The sequence below is a fragment of the Acinetobacter lwoffii genome (genome assembly GCF_029024105.1).
GTDB lineage: Bacteria > Pseudomonadota > Gammaproteobacteria > Pseudomonadales > Moraxellaceae > Acinetobacter > Acinetobacter lwoffii.
Genome location: NZ_CP118963.1, coordinates 295513 through 314541, shown reverse-complemented (window position 1 = coordinate 314541; position 19029 = coordinate 295513). Strand labels below are relative to the sequence as shown.

Sequence of the window (19029 nt, the reverse complement as noted above, 5' to 3'; positions counted from 1 at the left end):
GTTTTTTTATTTTAATTTTTTAAGATTTAACGCTGAACTTTCTGTTCAATTTCTTCAACACTGGTATGACGCACATCAAAACCTTTGACCATATAGATCACCTGTTCCGAAATATTCCGGGCATGATCGCCAATTCTTTCGAGTGAACGCAGCACCCACAATACATTGATGACACGACTGATATGCCGTGGGTCTTCAATCATATAAGTCATAAGCGTACGTGTGGCTGACTGATATTCACGGTCAATATCCGCATCCGCCAACATGACCTTCAAAGCTTGATCTACATCCAGACGCGCAAAAGCATCCAGTGCATCATGAATCATCACCCGCACCTGGTTGCCAATATGCCGGGTTTCCATATAACCGCGTGGTGAGCTACCCTCTTCACACAAGCTTTGTGCAATTCGGCCTATTTTCGAGGCTTCATCGCCAATCCGTTCCAGATCGGTATTGGCCTTGGACATGGCAAGCACCATACGTAAATCAATCGCGGCAGGATGACGGCGCGCCAGAATCAGGGTCAGCGCTTCATCAATATCTCGTTCCATCTGATTGACGACATTATCTTGAAACTGCACATCTACTGCCATTGAGACATCTGTGTCCAATAGGGCATGAATGGCATTAGCTACCTGCTGTTCTACCAGTCCGCCCATCGTCATGAATTTGGTATTTACGTCCTGCAGTTCTTCATTAAATTGCGAAGAAATGTGATGACTTAATACAGGATTATTTGGACACAAGGAAAGCTACTCCTGAACGATAGAGGACAATGATCAATAATAAATCATATTAAAGCATATCCATGATGAAAGTTTGATGACAATAGTAGCCTCATAGAGGCTGAGGCGAATCATATTCAATCAGCCAGGCATTCAGCTCTGCCAGTTCCTTTTCGGTTAACTGCCCGACCGAGGCCTGCAATTGCAGCACATGCAACAGATAATCATATTTGGCATTCAAATAATCGGTCTTGGCAGAAAAGGCATTACGCTGTGCCAGCAACACATCGACCATGGTTTTTAAGCCTTCCTGATATTGGGCTCTGGACGCTTGTGAGACAATTTCCGAAGAGTCCATCGCGGCTTTACGTGCATTCAGTTTGGCCTGATCGGTTTCTACCTGCATAAAGGACTGTTTCACATCGGTATTGGCTTTACGGATAGCCGCATCCAGTTGCGCTTCACTTTTTTGCACATTAACGCCGGCCTGACGGATACTTTTTTGCGTGCGTCCACCGCTAAATACATTCCAGTTCACCTCCACCCCAATCTGGTCGAAATCTCCATTGCTGGACATGATCGTAGCCGGACTTTGCTTTAAATAGCCATAGGTTCCGACCACTTCGACCTGCGGATAGAGCGCAGCCTGTTCGACCCGTTTGGCATCTTCAGAATAGCGCTTTTGCAGACGCGCTTGCAGAATATTCAGATTTTGGCTTTGTGCTAATTCGGTCCAGGACTGCATATCACTTGGAACCGGTTTCTGGAACTGGAAATCGTTGCGTAATACCGCCAGATTTTCCTGATAAGGGCCGATTAACTGTGCCAGCTGTTCTTGGGCCAGTACCAGCTGAACTTGAGTCGAAATCCGGTTGGCTTGGGCACTTTGATACTGGGCATTGGCTTCACTGACCTCACTACGCGCCACCAAACCTTCTTTCAGCTTAGCATTCATCATGCGTAACTGTTCAGACAGCGCCTGCTCTTCCTGTAAATAAGCCGTAGTCAAAGACTGCTGCCGCAAGACATTAAAATAGGCTTCGGCCACCTGTAAAATATGCTGCTGTTTTTGCAGACGCAGATTGACTTCACTGAGTTCGACCGAGGTCTTGACCTGCTTATAACCTTGCCAGGCATCCCAGCGAAATAAAGGTTGGCGTGCGGTTAAGGCCACCTGACGGCTGGTTGTACTGGAACTTTGCAACTCACCAAATTCAGCAGGCAAACCTTCAGACTCTGAGTTGTTGACGGACTGGTTTTTACGGGTCACATTTCCAGATAAAGTCACGGTCGGCAGCAAATTTCCGCTGGCAATCCCCAGATTGAGCTGATCAGATTGGTACTGCAACACATTCGCCTGCCAATTTGGATCATTTTGCTGGGCGCGTGCATACGCTTCTTGTAAATCCAGGGCAAAAATCGCCGGACTAATTAATAGCAATAAACAGGCCATGACACTGCGTTTTAATTTCATTTTATAGTGTTAACCCCTAACAGCCATTCAGATCAAAAAATTCTGGCGCTTTAAGCTAAGCCATACTAAAGAGATCTCTTGAATTTTTACGTATGATTTTTATTAATTTTTTAATATAAAGATCAATTTTTATCCATCATTAATTCAATTTTCTGGCTCCCATACCGGCAATGTAACAAAGCAATTCACAATACTAAACATAGTATTTTAGTTTGATCTATACAATATCTCCCAGTAAGGCCGTTATTTTCTGAATTCACCTATATATACAGAGTCCTGAAGCATAGTGTTAATGCCATTCCCGTCGATATTCAAAGCCTGTGTGCTTGCTGGTAGCGTGCTGCTTCTTGGGGGCTGCCAACAGCCCTCAGATCCACAGATCCAGGTCGAACAGACTGAGGCGAAGCAAACGCAAAGTCCAGTCAGTGACTTTAGCCTCATGTGCCAGAATATTGAAAAAAATATGTCCCAGATTAATGACCAGCGCACGACGTTTGCGCTGGAGCAGATTAATCAGGATCTTAAAGTGTGCCTGCCGTTGATGGACTTGGCGGAGCAGAAGCAACTGATGCAGCGCTCTACCGAAATGTATCAGCGCTTTTTAAAGGTGGATCGCACCGAATTTCAGCAACGCGCCTTTGAGCAGTATGCACTGGAAATGGCGCAGCATCCCACCATTCAGCATGCGCATTTTCAACAGCTCACCTCACGTGACCAGTATCTGTTAAAACACAAGGGGCAGGCTTATGTAGAACTGCTGGATCTGGGGGATGGCACTTTACATTATCGCCGCAGTCCGGAATATCTGGCGCGTATTTTTGCCCCTTATTTACCGGCCGCTGAAAAAGCCTTTATTGAAAATCTGGCGGAACAGAATATGGAACCGGTGCTGGTGGAAAAACGCCTGCAGATTGAAGCCACTGATATTGCAGCCCGCAGTCTGCTTTGGGAAGACTATCTCAAGACTTATCCGAATAGCAGTTATAAACGCGATGCTGAATATCTGCTGAAGCAATATACCTATTTCCTGTTTAGAGGTACCGAGCAATCCCCGGTGTCGGAAGATTATCGCGATCGTTATGCTGTGGATACCAGTCATCTGGAAACTATTATTGGACTATCAAACGGCCAGAAATCAACGCTGTCCACACAGGCACGCCTGTTTCTGGAATTTCTGGACATGACTCCGGAACAGCGCCAACAAGTCTTGCCTGCCGATTATAGAAACCGCTCGGAAGCAGAACAGATTCTGTACTATGCCCAGATCAGCCCGCCCTCACAAAAATATGATAAAGACTGCTTTACCGATGCCATCTGTATCTAGTTGGGATCAGTTTCACCTTCAATCAATATCGCCATGTCTAAATCAATCCTCGTTTAAAGTTGAGCGATTTAGACCTGTTTATTCTGCCTAAACTGAGCTAAGCTTTAGCCTCGCTTGACGGAGCGCGAGTAATGCCTCGCTGAGATCATGTGATTCCTTTTATCGTTATCAGGAATTGAGCATGAGTACCGTTGAACCTGATCAGGTTAATACCTGCGTAGGAATCAAGCCAGCTAAAAACCCAGCCCTTGCTTTATCTGTTCAGGATAAATCTGCCTACGTTTTTGGTCGTGCTTGATTCGTTGATGTCATCATAAGGATCATAGCCATGAACCAGTTAACGAATCTTTCTTCTGAAACCACTCTCTCCGCTCATGAACAGGAAGCACGCGATTTAACGCGAATTCTGCCTGCCTCACGTAAAGTCTATCTGCAAGGCTCCCGTCCTGATATTCAGGTACCGATGCGGGAGATTTCCTTAAGTGAAACCCCGACCAGTCTGGGCGGTGAACATAATCCGCCATTAATGGTCTATGACACGTCTGGTGTTTATACTGACCCCGATGTGACGATTGACCTGAACAAAGGTCTGCCGAATATTCGTGAAAGCTGGATTGAGCAGCGCAACGATAGTGAAATTCTGGATCAGCTCAGTTCTGAATTTGGCCGCCAGCGTTTACGCGATATCCGTACCGCTGCGATCCGTTTCGCGCATATTCAAAAACCACGCAAAGCCAAATGCGGCCGCAACATCACCCAGATGCATTATGCCAAGCAAGGCATTATCACACCGGAAATGGAATACATTGCCATTCGTGAAAACCTACGTCAACTCGATGGTGTCGATATGCGCCAGCATCCGGGCCAGAATTTTGGTGCAAAAAACCTGACTGAAATTACGCCAGAATTTGTGCGTCAGGAAGTCGCCGCCGGCCGCGCGATTATTCCGGCCAATATCAATCATCCGGAACTGGAACCGATGATCATCGGGCGTAATTTTTTGGTCAAAATCAATGCCAATATTGGTAATTCTGCACTCGGTTCAAGTATCGAAGAAGAAGTCTCGAAAATGACCTGGGCGACGCGCTGGGGTGCAGACACAATCATGGACCTCTCGACCGGCCAGAATATTCATGAAACCCGTGAATGGATTATCCGCAACTCTCCTGTACCAATTGGAACCGTACCGATCTATCAGGCACTGGAAAAAGTCAATGGTGTGGCCGAAGACCTGACCTGGGAGATCTTTAAAGACACCCTGATTGAACAGGCTGAACAAGGTGTGGACTATTTCACCATTCATGCCGGCGTGCTTTTAAGATATGTACCGCTGACTGCCAACCGTTTGACCGGTATCGTATCGCGTGGCGGTTCGATCATGGCGCAGTGGTGTCTGGCACATCATCAGGAAAACTTCTTGTATACCCATTTCGATGAAATCTGCGAGATCATGAAAGCTTATGACGTATCGTTTAGTCTCGGCGATGGCCTACGTCCGGGCTGTGTGCAGGATGCCAATGACGAAGCGCAATTTGCCGAACTTCGAACTTTGGGCGAACTGACCCACCGTGCCTGGGAGCATGATGTTCAGGTGATGATTGAAGGCCCGGGCCATGTCCCGATGCATATGATCAAGGAAAATATGGATCTGCAACTGGAAGTCTGTAAAGAAGCACCCTTTTATACCTTGGGGCCACTCACCACCGATATCGCACCGGGTTATGACCATATTACTTCGGCAATAGGAGCCGCGATGATTGGCTGGTACGGCACCGCAATGCTGTGTTATGTGACGCCTAAAGAGCATCTCGGTTTACCCAATAAAAAGGATGTCAAAGACGGCATTATTACCTACAAGATTGCCGCACATGCAGCCGATCTGGCCAAAGGTCATCCGGGTGCGCAAGCCCGGGATAATGCCCTGTCCAAGGCGCGTTTTGAGTTCCGCTGGGAAGACCAGTTTAACTTGAGTCTGGATCCGGACACGGCGCGCAGCATGCATGATGAAACCATGCCGAAAGCCGCGCATAAATCCGCGCACTTTTGTTCCATGTGCGGACCAAAGTTCTGTTCAATGAAGATTAGCCAGAATGTTCGTGATTATGCCAGTCAACAGGCCAATCCTGATCAGCCGGCAAGCTCTCAGGCCGAAATTGAAGCCGGCATGAATCAGATGAAAGCCAGCTTCCACAACTCTGGTCAAAATTTATACCACAAACTATAAAACTGTAAAAAAAACAGTTGTCTTCAAAAAAAACTCAGATAGGATGAAAATAAATCAATTCATTCTATCTGAGCATATGAATATTATTAAACAGGCCTCTTATAATAAAAAAGACTTTAGCGTAGAGGCACGTGAGTTCTTGTACCAGGGATTTATTCAGGTAGAAAAAGTCAGCCTGAAACACCGTTTATTTAATCAGGAAAGCTCAACCCCTATTTTGCAACGTGAGCTGATTCATCGGCCAGAAGCAGCGGGTGTGCTGATGTACAATCATCAACAGCAGAAATTCGGCCTGATCGAACAGTTCCGGATTGGCGGACTGGATGATATCGACTCTCCTTGGCAACTCGAAGTAATTGCTGGCGTTCTGGATGGCGATGAAGCGCCTGAAACATGCATCCGTCGCGAAGCACTCGAAGAATCAGGCTGTACCCTGGATGAGCTGCAGCACATTTTCAGCTTCTATCCGTCCGCCGGGGCATGTTCCGAATTATTTCATTTATATGTGGCGCAGACCGAATTGCCTGAACAGGGCGGTATTTTTGGCATGCCGGATGAAGGTGAAAATATCCAGCTGCATATTCTGGATTATGCTGATATTCCGTCCTTGCTCACGAATGGTCGCTTAAGAAATGCACCTGTCATTATGGCCTTGCAATGGTTGCAACAACATATTCATACTGCAGGAATATGTCTAAGGGGAAAGACATGAGTTTTCAGCAGTCAAGCATAAACACACAGCCAGATTGGACCATTATCCAGATTTCTGATACCCATTTGATGGATCGGGAAGAGCTGGAATTTGCCCGGATGAATCCCGAGCAGAGTTTTCACGAGGTGATGCAGCAGATCCAACAGCGCTTTCCCCAAATGGATGCACTGATTCATACCGGTGATCTGGCACAGGTGCCGGTCGAGCAGACTTATCAACGCTATTTAGCATTTGTCCAGTCTTTAAACGTGCCGTATTATCAGATTCCAGGTAACCATGACGATTCTCGGGTGTTCCCTTTTCACCAGCATGCGAATCAGGTACATGCCATTCATTTTGGCACCTGGACCATGATCCTGTTAAATAGTGCCGTTCAAGGCAAGATCGATGGCTGGGTGGAACAAGCTCAACTCGATCAATTGGACCAATTATTGCTTGAATTTAAGCATCAGCATGTCATTGTCGCTTGCCATCATCATCCTTTTGCGATGAAATCGTACTGGATTGATCAGCACCGGCTGAAAAATGCTGAAGATTTAAAAGATGTACTGGCTCGGCATCATAATATCAAGCTGGTTCTGTTTGGTCATGTGCATCAGGATTCCTGCAACGAATGGCATGGCATCTACTTTTTATCCACGCCATCGACCAGTGTGCAGTTTAAACCTAAAAGTGAAGATTTCGCGCTAGATCAGGCGGCACCAGGTTATCGTGTATTACATTTGCAACAAAATGGTGAGTTTGATACCTATATTGAACGGGTGGCATTGAGCCAGCAAAATATTAATACCGAAATTTCAGGTTATTAACTTTTCAATTTGTTTTTTTTGCATTACTTTATTGCAACCAAAGGAAATGTGATATGCATAGTCCAGACATCAAAGACTATCAATAAGCATAAAAAGTCTATATGATGACGGCCCCCATAGGAGGATAATCTTTCTACAGGGTGGATAAAAAACTGCATATCACCATATTTTTTGCGTAGCAATCATACGCATAGATGAGGAATGCCCTAAATGGCGAATGACAACCAAAATCAAGTCTTAGACAATCAAACTGATGTTGTAGAAGAGAAAGCTGCAAAGCGCGTACGCAAATCTAAGCCTAAAACGACTGACGGTGGTTCTACTGCTAGCTTATTTGGTATTGAACCTTATCAACCTAAAAAAAATGAAGAATACATGTCTGAAGGTCAGCTTCAGCATTTCCGCCAAATCTTGCTGGCTTGGAAAGCTGAGTTGATGTCAGAAGTGGATCGTACCCTCAATACGATGCAAGACGAAAATACTGCTCTTCCAGATGTGAATGACCGTGCGACTCAGGAAGAAGAGTTTGCGATTGAGTTACGTACCCGTGACCGTGAACGTAAACTGATTCGTAAAATCGAACAGTCGATCGAAGCAATCCAGAATGATGACTATGGTTTCTGTGAAACTTGTGGTATCGAGATTGGCTTGCGTCGTTTAGAAGCACGTCCAACGGCTACTTTATGTATTGACTGCAAAACCCTTGCAGAGATCAAAGAGAAGCAAAATAACGGTTAAGTATGTCTGTAAATAATCCTCCCCTAACCCCTCCTTTAAAAAAGGAGGGGGACAACAGGATGGCTTATGTGGGCCGGTTCGCGCCATCGCCAACCGGCCCTTTGCATTTTGGCTCCCTCATTACCGCAGTTGCCAGTTACTGCGATGCCAAAGCCAATCAAGGCACATGGCTGGTCCGGATTGAAGACACCGATATTCCCCGCATTTATCCCGGCAGCGAAGAGCATATCCTGCGTGCCATGGATGCCTTTCAGCTTGAACCTGATGCCGAAATCATTTTCCAGAAAGACCGTTTAGATATTTACGAAGACGTCATCCAGCAATTACGTCAGCAAGACCTAGTCTATGCCTGTCAATGTACCCGTAAAATGCTCGGTTCCAACCATATCTATCAGGATACCTGCCGCAACTTGGGTCTGGCTTTTGAGCATCAGGCCATCCGTTTAAAAGTTGAAGATGTTGAAATCTGTTTTGAAGACCGGCTGCAAGGTCAGCACTGTTCAGAACTGAAAAAAGATCTGGGCGATTTTGTCTTAAAACGTCGTGACGGCATTATGAATTACCAGCTGGCTGTAGTAGTCGATGACTATCTGCAAGGTATGACTCATGCGGTACGTGGAGCTGATCTTTTAGATAATACCGAACGGCAAATCTATCTGGGACAGTTACTCGGTTATCCGCGTCTGAGCTATATGCATCTACCGCTGGCAATGAATGATCAGGGGCAAAAACTGTCAAAACAGAATCTGGCCCAAGCACTGGATTTAACTCAGGCACCGCAATTATTAAAACAGGCACTTCAGGCTTTGCATCAGGCTGAAGTTGATTTGGACACTCCCGATCGGATGCTGCAACAGGCGGTAGTACAATGGGACATTGAGCGGATTCCACATACAACTGAGCTACAAGGTCACTATTTATAAAAACAGCTTTTCACTTAAGCTAGACTTCTAGAATGAAAAATTGATAGGAAGAAGAGTATGTTTTTTATTTTTGGCGTCGGCCCTAAAACCAAAACCATTGAGAAAAGCCAGTTTCTGTGTCCGGTCTGCCGTACTCGTTCGGGCTATGAGCTAAAACAGCAGCGTAATTATTTTTCTTTATTTTTTATACCCTTGATTCCACTTTCCAAGCCTAAATCTGCTTTTGTGACCTGTTCCAATTGTGGAACCGCAATGCCGAGCACGGTACTGGACCATGCTCAGCCAGAGCCAGGACGAAACTCCAATCTAGAAGCTTGATTCTTCGCGGCTTGGATTGACCTGACGCGTGGTCGAATCAATTTTCAGAATCAGACTGATCATGACCGCACAGATAATCAGGGATGAACCGCCATAACTAATAAATGGCAAGGTCAAACCCTTGGTCGGCAACATGCCCATATTCATACCGGCATTCACCAGAATCTGTAACAGGAAAATGATACTGATGCCATAAGCCAGATAGCCGGCACGCAAATATTGATGCTGCAAGGCGCGGTGTCCAATGCGGATACAGCAAACCAGCATGGTGAAGGACAAGATCAGGATGGTTGAAATGCCTAAAAAGCCAAATTCTTCACCCAAAATTGCCAGCATGAAATCGGTATGCGCCTCAGGCAAATAAGACATTTTCTGGATACTATGCCCCAAGCCTACCCCTGCCCACTCCCCACGGCCAAAGGCCATAAGGGCATTAGAGAGCTGATAACCGGTGCCTAAGGGATCTTCCCAAGGATTCGAAAAAGACAGCAGACGTTGCAGACGATACGGTTCCAACAGAATCGCGGCAGCAAATGCGCCGACCAAGGTCATAAAAGCCACACCGAACTGAATCCACGGCGCACCCGCCAGAAAGAACACGCCAAGCATGGTTAAGGTAATTACCACGGTTGCACCCAAGTCAGGCTCGAGAATAATCAAACCGACGGTAGCACCCATGATGGCACTTAAACGGACCAGACCCTTGATATTATTCCGTACTTCTTCCGCACGGCGCACCACGTAGTCTGCAGTAAAAATTGCCATCATCACTTTGGCGACTTCCGAAGCCTGTAAGGTAAAGCCTGCGATCCGAATCCAGCGTTTGGAACCATTGACTTCCGTCCCGACAAATAGCACGGCCACCAAAAGTACGATGGTAATAATCCACAAAAAGAAAGTGTTATTAAACCAGACTTTTAAGGGGATTTTATAAGCCAGAAAAGCTGCTACGGCAGCGACAAAAATCGAAATCCCATGTCGGCTAATATAGTGAAACGGATTTTCATGCATACGTTCTGCATAGGGCATCGAGGCCGATGCCACCATGATCGAACCAATGCAGAGCAAAGCCAACACACAGAAAATCAATACATTCCGTGGATTCACTTCAGCAGGTATTCTAGGTATCCACTGCGTATAAAATTGATTTAATTTATTGATCGTAGTCTGAGCAAACCCAGCCATATCACGAATCCTTGTTATTCTTAATTGAGTTCATTCACATACGCAACAAACTTGCGACCACGCTCAGGATAACCCGAGAACATATCAAAACTTGCGCATGCAGGAGACAATAGCACGACATCATGTGCCTGAGTGTGCTTTTGGCAGATTTCTACTGCCTGCTGCAAGCTGTCCGCATGAATCAGTTCAATCGTACCCGCAATCGCTGCTTCAATGACGGGACGATCTTCACCGATTAATACCGCTACTTTGGCATATTTGCTTAATGATTCACGCAAGGCTTTAAAGTCCTGCCCTTTGCCCTGACCACCGAGAATAATCGCGACTTTACCGCCTTGGGCTTCAATGGCCATGCCGAGACCGTCCAGTGCTGCCAAGGTTGCGCCGATATTGGTACCTTTGGAGTCATTATAATAACGTACGCCTTGCACTTCTTTAACGAATTCACAGCGATGTTCCAGACCTTTAAAGGTCTTTAAGGTATTCAACATGCTTTCCAGTGGCAGGCCAATCGCTTCACCCAGCGCCAGACAGGCCAAGGCATTGGCAACATTATGCGTGCCCTGCATATACATCTCGGTACTTTTCAGCAGACGCTCACGACCACGCGCCAGCCAGATGCTGCCATCCGTATCCTTGAGAATACCGTACTGGTTCATATCCGGTGCATTTAGACCAAAGCTTTGTATCGGTGTTACGTCTGGCACCAGAGGACGGGTCAAAGAGTCATCACGGTTATAGACGACTTTTTTTACACCCTGGAAAATCCGGTGTTTCGCCGTGTGATAACCCATCATATCGCCATGACGATCCAGATGATCTTCACTCATGTTCAACACCACCGCGACTTCAGCCGCCAGATTTGAGGTGGTTTCCAGCTGAAAACTGGACAGCTCGAGTATATACAGCTCAGGATCGTCTTTAGTCAGGTCTAGCGCAGGACGACCTAAGTTACCACCGATAGCGACTTTTTTACCAGCATCCGCTGCCATCAAGCCAATCAAGGTCGTCACGGTACTTTTGGCATTAGAACCGGTAATTGCTACGATTGGCTTGTCTGTAGCACGGCGTAAAATCTGGATTTCACTGACTACTGGAATGCCCTTGTTGATGGCTGCCTGAATTTCAGGAAGTTTAGGATCAAGTCCTGGGCTGATCACGATTTCTTCCGCAGACAACAACAGCTCGGCATCAAACTGACCGAAACTGGTCTGAACTTCAGCGGGTATCTGCTCATGCCCTGGCGGGTTAGCTCTAGAATCTGTTACTGCAACGCGGTAGCCCTGACTATGCAAGAAATTGACTGCTGCAACACCTGATATTCCGAGTCCTGCAACGACTTTTAACCCACCACGTTGTATTAACATTTTCGCCCCATATTTTGGTCTATTTTGAAACTGACGAAATGGTAGCACTTTGCTGTTTTGAATGCCTTTTCTGATTGGCTTTTCTGCACATTTTTTTTGTGTCCATGCGTAAAAAAACCGTCATGATCATGACGGTTTTTAAAATTCAGCCAGAAAAGGAAATTATTTCCATTTCACCGCTTGTTGGGCTGGCTTTTCTTCTGAACTTTTTTCTGAAACCGGACAGGCACAGTTGCCACCACAGCCTGCAGCCATACCCGGTTGCAGCCATTTGGCCAGACGCTGCCAACCCTTGGCCGCACAGGCATCAGACAGCTTCTGAAAGACTGAATTAGAGGTGTTGGGAAACACCTTTTTGAATACGACCAGCATGCTCCAAAGCACCAGCGCTGTCACAATTAGAATTTCAATCATCTCAATCTCCCATACCTATACAATGCAGCAAATTCAATTGGCCAAGGCCAAGCTGAGATTTAGCCCAAATAATATGAAGCAATTTGATAAGTCAGGAATGACATGAAATATGCCAGACCAAACAGGTAAACAGTCATGATACTGACAGTTTTCCAGGAACCGGTTTCACGTTTAACTGTTGCCAGAGTCGCCAGACAATGTGGTGCATAAATAAACCACACCAGCAAAGACAAACCTGTCGCAACTGACCAGCCCAGATCCCCTCCACCGCTGATTAGTGCAGCCAGACCTTCAGACATCGCATCTTCATCAACTGCCGACATCGCATAAACTGTGCCCAGTGCTGCAACGACCACTTCACGCGCTGCCATCGCCGGAATCAGGGCAATACAGATCTGCCAGTTAAAACCGAGCGGTGCAAAGATTGGCTGCATCAGATGACCGAGCATCCCTGCCAATGAATAATCAATGGCCGGCAGGGTTGCCCCTTCTGGGGGCTGCGGGAAAGTACATAGAAACCACAGCACAATCGATAAGGCGAAGATAATACCACCGACACGTTTCAAGAAGATTTTGCCGCGATCCAGCAAGCCGATCCAAACGTTCTTCAAATCCGGAAAACGGTAGCTTGGCAGCTCCATCAATAACATGTGCTGTGATTTATCTTTGTGGAAGAATTTCAACACAAAAGACACCAGCAAAGCACTTACGATACCCGCCATATACAGACCGAAGAGCACCAGACCTTGCAGATTCAGGAAGCCCCAGACAGTTTGTGCCGGTATAAATGCCGCAATCAGCAAGGCATAAACCGGCAAACGCGCCGAACAGGTCATTAAAGGTGCAACAAAAATCGTGGTTAAACGATCTCGTGGATCACTGATGGTCCGCGATGCCATAATCCCCGGAATGGCACAGGCAAAGCTGGACAATAACGGAATAAAGGCACGTCCTGACAAACCGGCTTTAAACATCAGTTTATCGAGCAAGAATGCTGCACGCGGTAAATAACCCGATTCTTCTAGTACTAAAATAAAGAAGAACAGAATCAGAATCTGTGGCAGGAACACCACCACGCCACCGGCACCGGCAATAATCCCGTCCACCACCAGGCTATTCAGTAATGGGTGCGAAATATATTCGCCGAGGAACTCACCCAGCCAGCCAAAGAAGGATTCAATCCCATCCATAAACGGCGCAGCCCAGGCAAATACCGCCTGGAAAATCACGAACATCATTACAGCTAGGCTGAGTAAGCCCAATACCGGATGCAGAAAAATCTTGTCAAGAAAATCGGTACGCTTATCTTCCTGATCGACGAAATTGACCACGTCATTCAGAATGTTTTCTACGCGCTGGTGACTATCACCTTTCAAGCCACTGAGCTCAGTCTGTGGTACAGAATACTTGCCTTGATCTAGCGCATTTTTCAGGTTTTCAATGCCTGAACTGCGCACAGCCACCGTTTCTACCACAGGCACGCCCAGTCGCTCAGACAGCTTCTGGGTATTGATCTGCATGCCACGACGGCGTGCTTCATCCATCATGTTCAGCACGACCAGCACCGGACGATCCAGCGCAATCATTTCCAGCACCAGACCCAGATGTAATTTCAGATTGGTGGCATCTACCACACACAAAAATGCATCCTGCTCCTGCTCTTCCGCAATTTTACCTTGCACCACATTACGGGTGATTTCTTCATCCGGACTGGTCGCATCCAGACTATAAGTTCCCGGCAAATCCAGTACCCGTACCGCTTTGCCTGAAGCAAGCTGAAAAGTACCGACTTTACGTTCAACCGTCACACCCGCATAGTTACCGACTTTTTGGCGTGTTCCAGTTAAGTGGTTGAATAATGAAGTTTTACCGCAGTTAGGGTTACCGACAAGGGCAATACGTAATGTATCACTCATGCCGACACCGCCTGTTCGATTTCAATTTTGGCTGCTTCTGATTTACGCAAAGCAAAACGTGTGAATCCAACTTGAATCAAAATGGGATCTCCACCAAAAATACCTTTAGTAATGACCTGTACCTTTGTACCTGGTACAAAGCCTAAAGTTTCCAAACGACTCGCGACGACATCGTGTAGAGCACTTTCACCATCAGTTGTTCGACTCACTTTTCGAATGATGGCAATTTGTTTTGCTTTTAAATCAGACAAACGCACCGTGAAATTCCTAAACTATTTTGTACAGTATACAAACAAATGAGAATAATTAACAAATAAGATTAATTACATTTCGATTTAGCCTTATACCACATCGACACTGTCATAAAATTAAACTACAGTGGAGAATACCAATCCCGATTATCGCTTTTTTAGATCAGATCCTTTCACCCTATGCTGAATAAAAAACCCCGTATTCCTGCCCCTGTCCAGATTCCTGATGCGTTCAGTTATTTGCAAGGTTTTCGTGATTATCTGATTGCACAAACGGTCAGCCCGCATACCCGCAATGCCTATTTGTCCGATCTGGTGCAATGTGCAGAATGCTTGAGCAAGCCTCTGCCCGAATGGAATCATGATGATATTTCCGATGTACTGATTGCGCTGACCAAACAGCAAAAAAGCCCACGTTCGATTGCCCGCTGCCTGTCTGCCTTGCGTTCATTTTATAAATTTTTACGCGAGCAAAAACTGCGTAGTGACAATCCGGTGGCCGCACATAAAACCCCGAAACTGGGCCGGGCCTTACCTAAAGATTTGTCCGAAGCTGATGTTGAAGCCTTGATTCATGCCCCGGATATCAACACGGCATTAGGGCTGCGCGATCGCGCCATGTTTGAAGTGCTGTATGCCTGCGGACTTCGGGTGACCGAACTGATTAACCTGCGTCTGGAACTGATCAACTTAAAACAGGGTTATTTACGTATCGTCGGTAAGGGGAATAAAGAACGTCTGATTCCAATGGGACAAATGGCCTGTGAATGGGTGGAAAAATATCTGAATGAAGCCCGTCCGCAACTGTACAAGACTTCGACCGATTATCTGTTTCTGACCCAGCATGGCGGCATCATGAGCCGGCAGAATTTCTGGTATGCCATTAAGCGTTATGCGCTGCAGGCCGGAATTCAATCCGAACTGTCACCGCATACCTTGCGCCATGCCTTTGCCACCCATTTACTCAATCATGGCGCAGACTTACGTGTGGTACAGATGTTACTCGGACATAGTGATCTGTCTACCACCCAGATTTATACTCATGTGGCGCAGGTACGGATGCAACAGCTACACGCGACCCATCATCCACGGGCTTAAAACGTTTACAGGTCGAATAAACTGAGAAGTTTGACGTGATTGTATTTTTTTTTGTTATGCTAATGCTCTGTTTTTAGTCCAAGAAGAAAAGGGTTATTTATGACATTTGCCCGCTCAAAAGTTTTTATGGCTTGCACACTTGCTGCTGGTTTGGGGCTTAGCGCATGTTCCAATTCCACGAACAACGATAAAAAGCAAGATACGCTCACTGCAAGTGCACCAGCAACGGGCGAAGCCTCTACCCTGACCGAACGTAATGCCCAACAGCGCCTGGTTTCGACCTTGGAAAAGCATTTCAAGACTGCCGGCATCAGTGCCAAAATCACCGACATTAAAGCCACCGAAGTCCCGAACCTGTTCTGGGTCAGCCTGGAAGGCATGTCTGCGGTCTATGTCACCAGTGACGGTAAGTATCTGATTCAGGGCGATGTGATCCGTCTCGGCGATAAACAGCTGCACAATGTCAGCGAAAATCTGCAAGCAGGCATCAACAATAAACTCTTTGCCGAACTCAAGCCAGCAGACTTGCTGGTCTATCCAGCCAAAGGCAAAACCAAGCATGTGGTCTATGTGTTTACCGATGTCAGTTGTCCGTATTGCCATAAATTCCATGAACAAATGGATGAGATGAATGCCAAAGGCATTGAAGTGCGTTATATCGCCTGGCCGCGTGGTGAACAGCATATGCCAGCCATGGAAGCGATCTGGTGCAGTGCCGACCGCCGTAGTGCGTTTGACCAGGCGATTGCCGGTGCACAGATTAGCGCAGAAAAATGTGAAAATCCTGTTCAAGATCAATATCAAATGGGTCTGAATATGGGCGTGAATGGCACCCCTGCCATTTATAATTCAGCAGGGGCTTATCTGGGCGGTTACCTGTCTACCTCGGAATTATTGAACCGGCTTAAATAACTCATTTTAATACGTTATTTAACTTTAATTTATAGATAAAGATATTCTGAAAATGACCCTAGAGTCAGGCGGTTTTTTTAGCTATGATCTAGGTTCTTGTAAAAAACTGTTTAATTTGGAGTGTGACGTGAAACCAGTTCGTCTGGCAATCCTCGGTCTTGGTACTGTAGGTGGTGGTGCCTTGAAACTATTAAAAGAAAATGCTGCTGAGATCAAACGTCGCACCGGTCGTGAAATTGAAATTACCCATGTAGGCACCCGTCGTCCACGTCCTGATCTGGATCTGCCAGAATCGGTCAAACAAAGTGCTGATTTGATGGACATCGTGCGTCAACCTGATGTAGACGTGGTGGTTGAAGTCATGGGCGGAATTCATCCTGCCTATGAAGTCATCATGGAAGCCATGAAACATGGCAAACATATTGTAACCGCCAACAAAGCACTCTTGGCTGAACACGGTAATGAACTGTTTAAAGCGGCTGAAGACAATGCCGTGCAAATTGCCTATGAAGCCGCAGTGGCTGGTGGCATTCCAATTATTAAAGTGATCCGTGAAGGTTTGGCAGCCAACAAGATTGAATGGCTGGCCGGTATTATTAACGGCACAGGTAACTTCATTCTTAGTGAAATGCGTGAAAAAGGCCGCGCTTTTGAAGATGTGCTGAAAGAAGCGCAAGAACTGGGTTATGCCGAAGCCGATCCGACCTTTGACGTGGAAGGCATTGACGCAGCACACAAGCTGACGATTCTGGCCTCATGTGCCTTTGGTATTCCACTTCAGTTTGACAAAGTCTTTACTGAAGGCATTGGCAAAGTCACGGCACAAGATGTGAAATATGCCGAAGACCTCGGTTTCCGGATTAAACATCTGGGCATTGCACGCCGTACTGATGCCGGGATTGAACTCCGTGTACACCCGACCCTAATTCCAGATGACCAGCTGATTGCCAATGTTAACGGCGTGAAAAATGCGGTTCTGGTACAAGCGAATGCGGTCGGCCCAACACTGTACTATGGTGCTGGCGCAGGTGCGGGACCAACGGCTTCTGCGGTTGTTGCTGATGTCGTCGATATTGTCCGTGACATCATTTACACAGAAGACGGCGCAGGTACTATTCCGCAACTGGCTTTTGAAGCGCTCAGTGATTTACCGATCTTGAGTCGTGAACAAATGACCACCGGCTATTACATCCGTATTAATGCCGAAGATCAGATGGGCGTGCTTGCCGATGTCACCACAATTCTCAGTCGTGCCGGCATCAGTATTGATGCGATCATGCAGCAACCGCGTTTATCCAAAGACCTTATTCCTATCGTGATTCTGACCGATCCTATCGTCGAATCAAAAATGGATGCAGCGCTTTCACAAATTCAAGCATTACCCGTCATTCATGGCGAAATTGTACGAATTCGTTTAGAATCGCTTGATAATTAATCGGGTTGAGGGGAGGATTCCCCTTGCCAAGCTCTACACACAATTGGAACATCATCATGTCGAATGCCAATCGTTATACTGGTTTAGTTGACCGCTATCGCGACCGTTTACCAGTGTCTGCAACTACTCGTGCGATCTCTTTGGGTGAAGGTAATACTCCACTGATCAAGCTTGAGAATATTCCACGCATTATTGGTAAAGATGTTGAAATTTATGTGAAGTACGAGGGCTTAAACCCGACTGGTTCATTTAAAGACCGCGGTATGACTATGGCGGTGACCAAAGCCGTTGAAGAAGGCTCTAAAGCCATCATCTGCGCATCTACTGGTAACACCTCTGCAGCAGCGGCTGCATACGCTGCGCGTGCCGGCATTAAAGCATTCGTGCTCATCCCTGAAGGCAAAATTGCCATGGGTAAAATGGCACAAGCGATGATGTATGGTGCGATCACCATGCAAATTCGCGGTAACTTTGATGACGGTATGCGTCTGGTCAAAGAAGTTGCCGATCAGGCACCGGTAACGATTGTAAACTCAATCAACCCATACCGTCTGCAAGGTCAAAAAACCATTGCTTACGAGATCGTTGAAGCTTTAGGTCGTGCACCGGATTATCACTGCCTGCCAGTCGGTAATGCGGGTAACATCACTGCGCACTGGATGGGTTATACTGAAGCGGTTGCCAACCAGTCGAAAGAAGAATTTGAGCAAGTCGTTTACGATGCTGAAACTGATGCCTTTACTGGTCCTAAACCGGCTGGCTTGCCAATCATGGCAGGTTACCAAGCCTCTGGTGCTGCACCGTTCCTTCGTGGCGGTCCAGTAGAAAACCCGGAAACTGTTGCAACTGCGATTCGTATCGGCAATCCGCAAAGCTTCAATCATGCTAAAGCGGTTGTTCGTGATTCAAACGGCTGGTTCGATGAACTGACTGATGCGGAGATTCTCGAAGCTCAACGTCTGCTTTCTATGTATGAAGGTGTGTTCGTAGAGCCGGCATCTGCTGCGTCTGTCGGCGGTGCCATCCGTGATATTAAAGCGGGTAAAATTGCTGAAGGTTCAGTAATCGTATGTACCGTAACGGGTAACGGTCTGAAAGATCCAGACACTGCTATCAAGCAATGTGCTGATGCCGTGATGTTGTCGATTGATGCAACTATGAGTCAAGTTAAAGACTCTATTCTGTCGAATATGTAATTCCGGCC

General features: G+C 46.6%; 18 protein-coding genes and 1 riboswitch. Of the genes, 11 read left to right on the top strand and 7 right to left on the bottom strand.

What is annotated here, in order from left to right:
• Window positions 1-26: 26 nt before the first annotated feature.
• The gene (phoU, locus tag PYW33_RS01315; protein WP_004281079.1) at window positions 27-746 is read right to left on the bottom strand and encodes a phosphate signaling complex protein PhoU; all 720 of its coding nucleotides are present in this window, start codon (window positions 744-746) and stop codon (window positions 27-29) included.
• Between the two features lie 91 nt (window positions 747-837).
• Window positions 838-2199 (bottom strand): multidrug efflux outer membrane protein AbuO, encoded by a 1362-nt coding sequence (gene abuO, locus PYW33_RS01310; RefSeq protein WP_004281078.1) that lies wholly within the window; start codon window positions 2197-2199, stop codon window positions 838-840.
• Window positions 2200-2491: 292 nt separating this feature from the next.
• Here abuO and PYW33_RS01305 point away from each other — a divergent pair, with 292 nt between their 5' ends.
• The 7 genes from PYW33_RS01305 to PYW33_RS01275 all read left to right on the top strand — a co-directional run bounded on the left by PYW33_RS01305 (window position 2492) and on the right by PYW33_RS01275 (window position 9247).
• Complete coding sequence (locus tag PYW33_RS01305; protein WP_004644924.1) at window positions 2492-3523, top strand: hypothetical protein; 1032 nt, start codon at window positions 2492-2494, stop codon at window positions 3521-3523.
• A gap of 108 nt (window positions 3524-3631) precedes the next feature.
• Window positions 3632-3764: riboswitch (TPP riboswitch) on the top strand.
• Between the two features lie 87 nt (window positions 3765-3851).
• Complete coding sequence (gene thiC, locus PYW33_RS01300; RefSeq protein ID WP_004281076.1) at window positions 3852-5747, top strand: phosphomethylpyrimidine synthase ThiC; 1896 nt, start codon at window positions 3852-3854, stop codon at window positions 5745-5747.
• 76 nt (window positions 5748-5823) lie between these two features.
• Complete coding sequence (locus PYW33_RS01295; protein WP_004281075.1) at window positions 5824-6459, top strand: NUDIX domain-containing protein; 636 nt, start codon at window positions 5824-5826, stop codon at window positions 6457-6459.
• Window positions 6456-7268, top strand: a complete 813-nt coding sequence (locus PYW33_RS01290; protein ID WP_004281073.1) for a metallophosphoesterase — start codon at window positions 6456-6458, stop codon at window positions 7266-7268. Before PYW33_RS01295 ends, PYW33_RS01290 begins: the two co-directional genes overlap by 4 nt.
• 210 nt (window positions 7269-7478) lie before the next feature.
• Window positions 7479-8006, top strand: a complete 528-nt coding sequence (gene dksA, locus PYW33_RS01285) for an RNA polymerase-binding protein DksA (protein ID WP_004281072.1) — start codon at window positions 7479-7481, stop codon at window positions 8004-8006.
• A gap of 2 nt (window positions 8007-8008) precedes the next feature.
• A complete protein-coding gene (gene gluQRS, locus PYW33_RS01280) occupies window positions 8009-8929 on the top strand; it encodes a tRNA glutamyl-Q(34) synthetase GluQRS (protein WP_004281071.1) in 921 nt (306 codons plus the stop codon).
• A 57-nt stretch (window positions 8930-8986) separates the two neighbouring features.
• The gene (locus tag PYW33_RS01275; protein WP_004281070.1) at window positions 8987-9247 is read left to right on the top strand and encodes a zinc ribbon domain-containing protein; all 261 of its coding nucleotides are present in this window, start codon (window positions 8987-8989) and stop codon (window positions 9245-9247) included.
• Here the strand turns inward: PYW33_RS01275 and ftsW are convergent.
• The 5 genes from ftsW to PYW33_RS01250 all read right to left on the bottom strand — a co-directional run bounded on the left by ftsW (window position 9236) and on the right by PYW33_RS01250 (window position 14386).
• The gene (gene ftsW / locus PYW33_RS01270; protein WP_004281069.1) at window positions 9236-10432 is read right to left on the bottom strand and encodes a putative lipid II flippase FtsW; all 1197 of its coding nucleotides are present in this window, start codon (window positions 10430-10432) and stop codon (window positions 9236-9238) included. The two genes, PYW33_RS01275 and ftsW, sit on opposite strands and share 12 nt — an antisense overlap.
• A 20-nt stretch (window positions 10433-10452) precedes the next feature.
• Window positions 10453-11799 carry a UDP-N-acetylmuramoyl-L-alanine--D-glutamate ligase gene (murD, locus tag PYW33_RS01265; RefSeq protein WP_004281068.1) on the bottom strand — a complete coding sequence of 449 codons (1347 nt, stop codon included), beginning with the start codon at window positions 11797-11799 and terminating at the stop codon, window positions 10453-10455.
• Between the two features lie 162 nt (window positions 11800-11961).
• Window positions 11962-12213 (bottom strand): DUF6587 family protein, encoded by a 252-nt coding sequence (locus PYW33_RS01260; protein ID WP_004281067.1) that lies wholly within the window; start codon window positions 12211-12213, stop codon window positions 11962-11964.
• A gap of 59 nt (window positions 12214-12272) precedes the next feature.
• A complete protein-coding gene (gene feoB / locus PYW33_RS01255) occupies window positions 12273-14129 on the bottom strand; it encodes a ferrous iron transporter B (RefSeq protein WP_004281066.1) in 1857 nt (618 codons plus the stop codon).
• Window positions 14126-14386 (bottom strand): FeoA family protein, encoded by a 261-nt coding sequence (locus PYW33_RS01250; protein WP_004281065.1) that lies wholly within the window; start codon window positions 14384-14386, stop codon window positions 14126-14128. The genes feoB and PYW33_RS01250 overlap by 4 nt, the downstream gene beginning before the upstream one ends.
• Before the next feature lie 174 nt (window positions 14387-14560).
• Here PYW33_RS01250 and xerD point away from each other — a divergent pair, with 174 nt between their 5' ends.
• The 4 genes from xerD (at window position 14561) to thrC (ending at window position 19021) form a co-directional block, all read left to right on the top strand.
• Window positions 14561-15478, top strand: coding sequence for a site-specific tyrosine recombinase XerD (xerD, locus tag PYW33_RS01245; protein WP_004281064.1), 918 nt, complete (start codon window positions 14561-14563; stop codon window positions 15476-15478).
• A gap of 99 nt (window positions 15479-15577) precedes the next feature.
• Window positions 15578-16390, top strand: a complete 813-nt coding sequence (locus tag PYW33_RS01240) for a DsbC family protein (protein WP_004281063.1) — start codon at window positions 15578-15580, stop codon at window positions 16388-16390.
• A gap of 127 nt (window positions 16391-16517) precedes the next feature.
• Entirely contained in the window at window positions 16518-17825 is a 1308-nt protein-coding gene (locus PYW33_RS01235; RefSeq protein ID WP_034605826.1) for a homoserine dehydrogenase, read from the top strand.
• Between the two features lie 56 nt (window positions 17826-17881).
• The gene (gene thrC / locus PYW33_RS01230) at window positions 17882-19021 is read left to right on the top strand and encodes a threonine synthase (RefSeq protein WP_004281061.1); all 1140 of its coding nucleotides are present in this window, start codon (window positions 17882-17884) and stop codon (window positions 19019-19021) included.
• Window positions 19022-19029 lie beyond the last annotated feature (8 nt).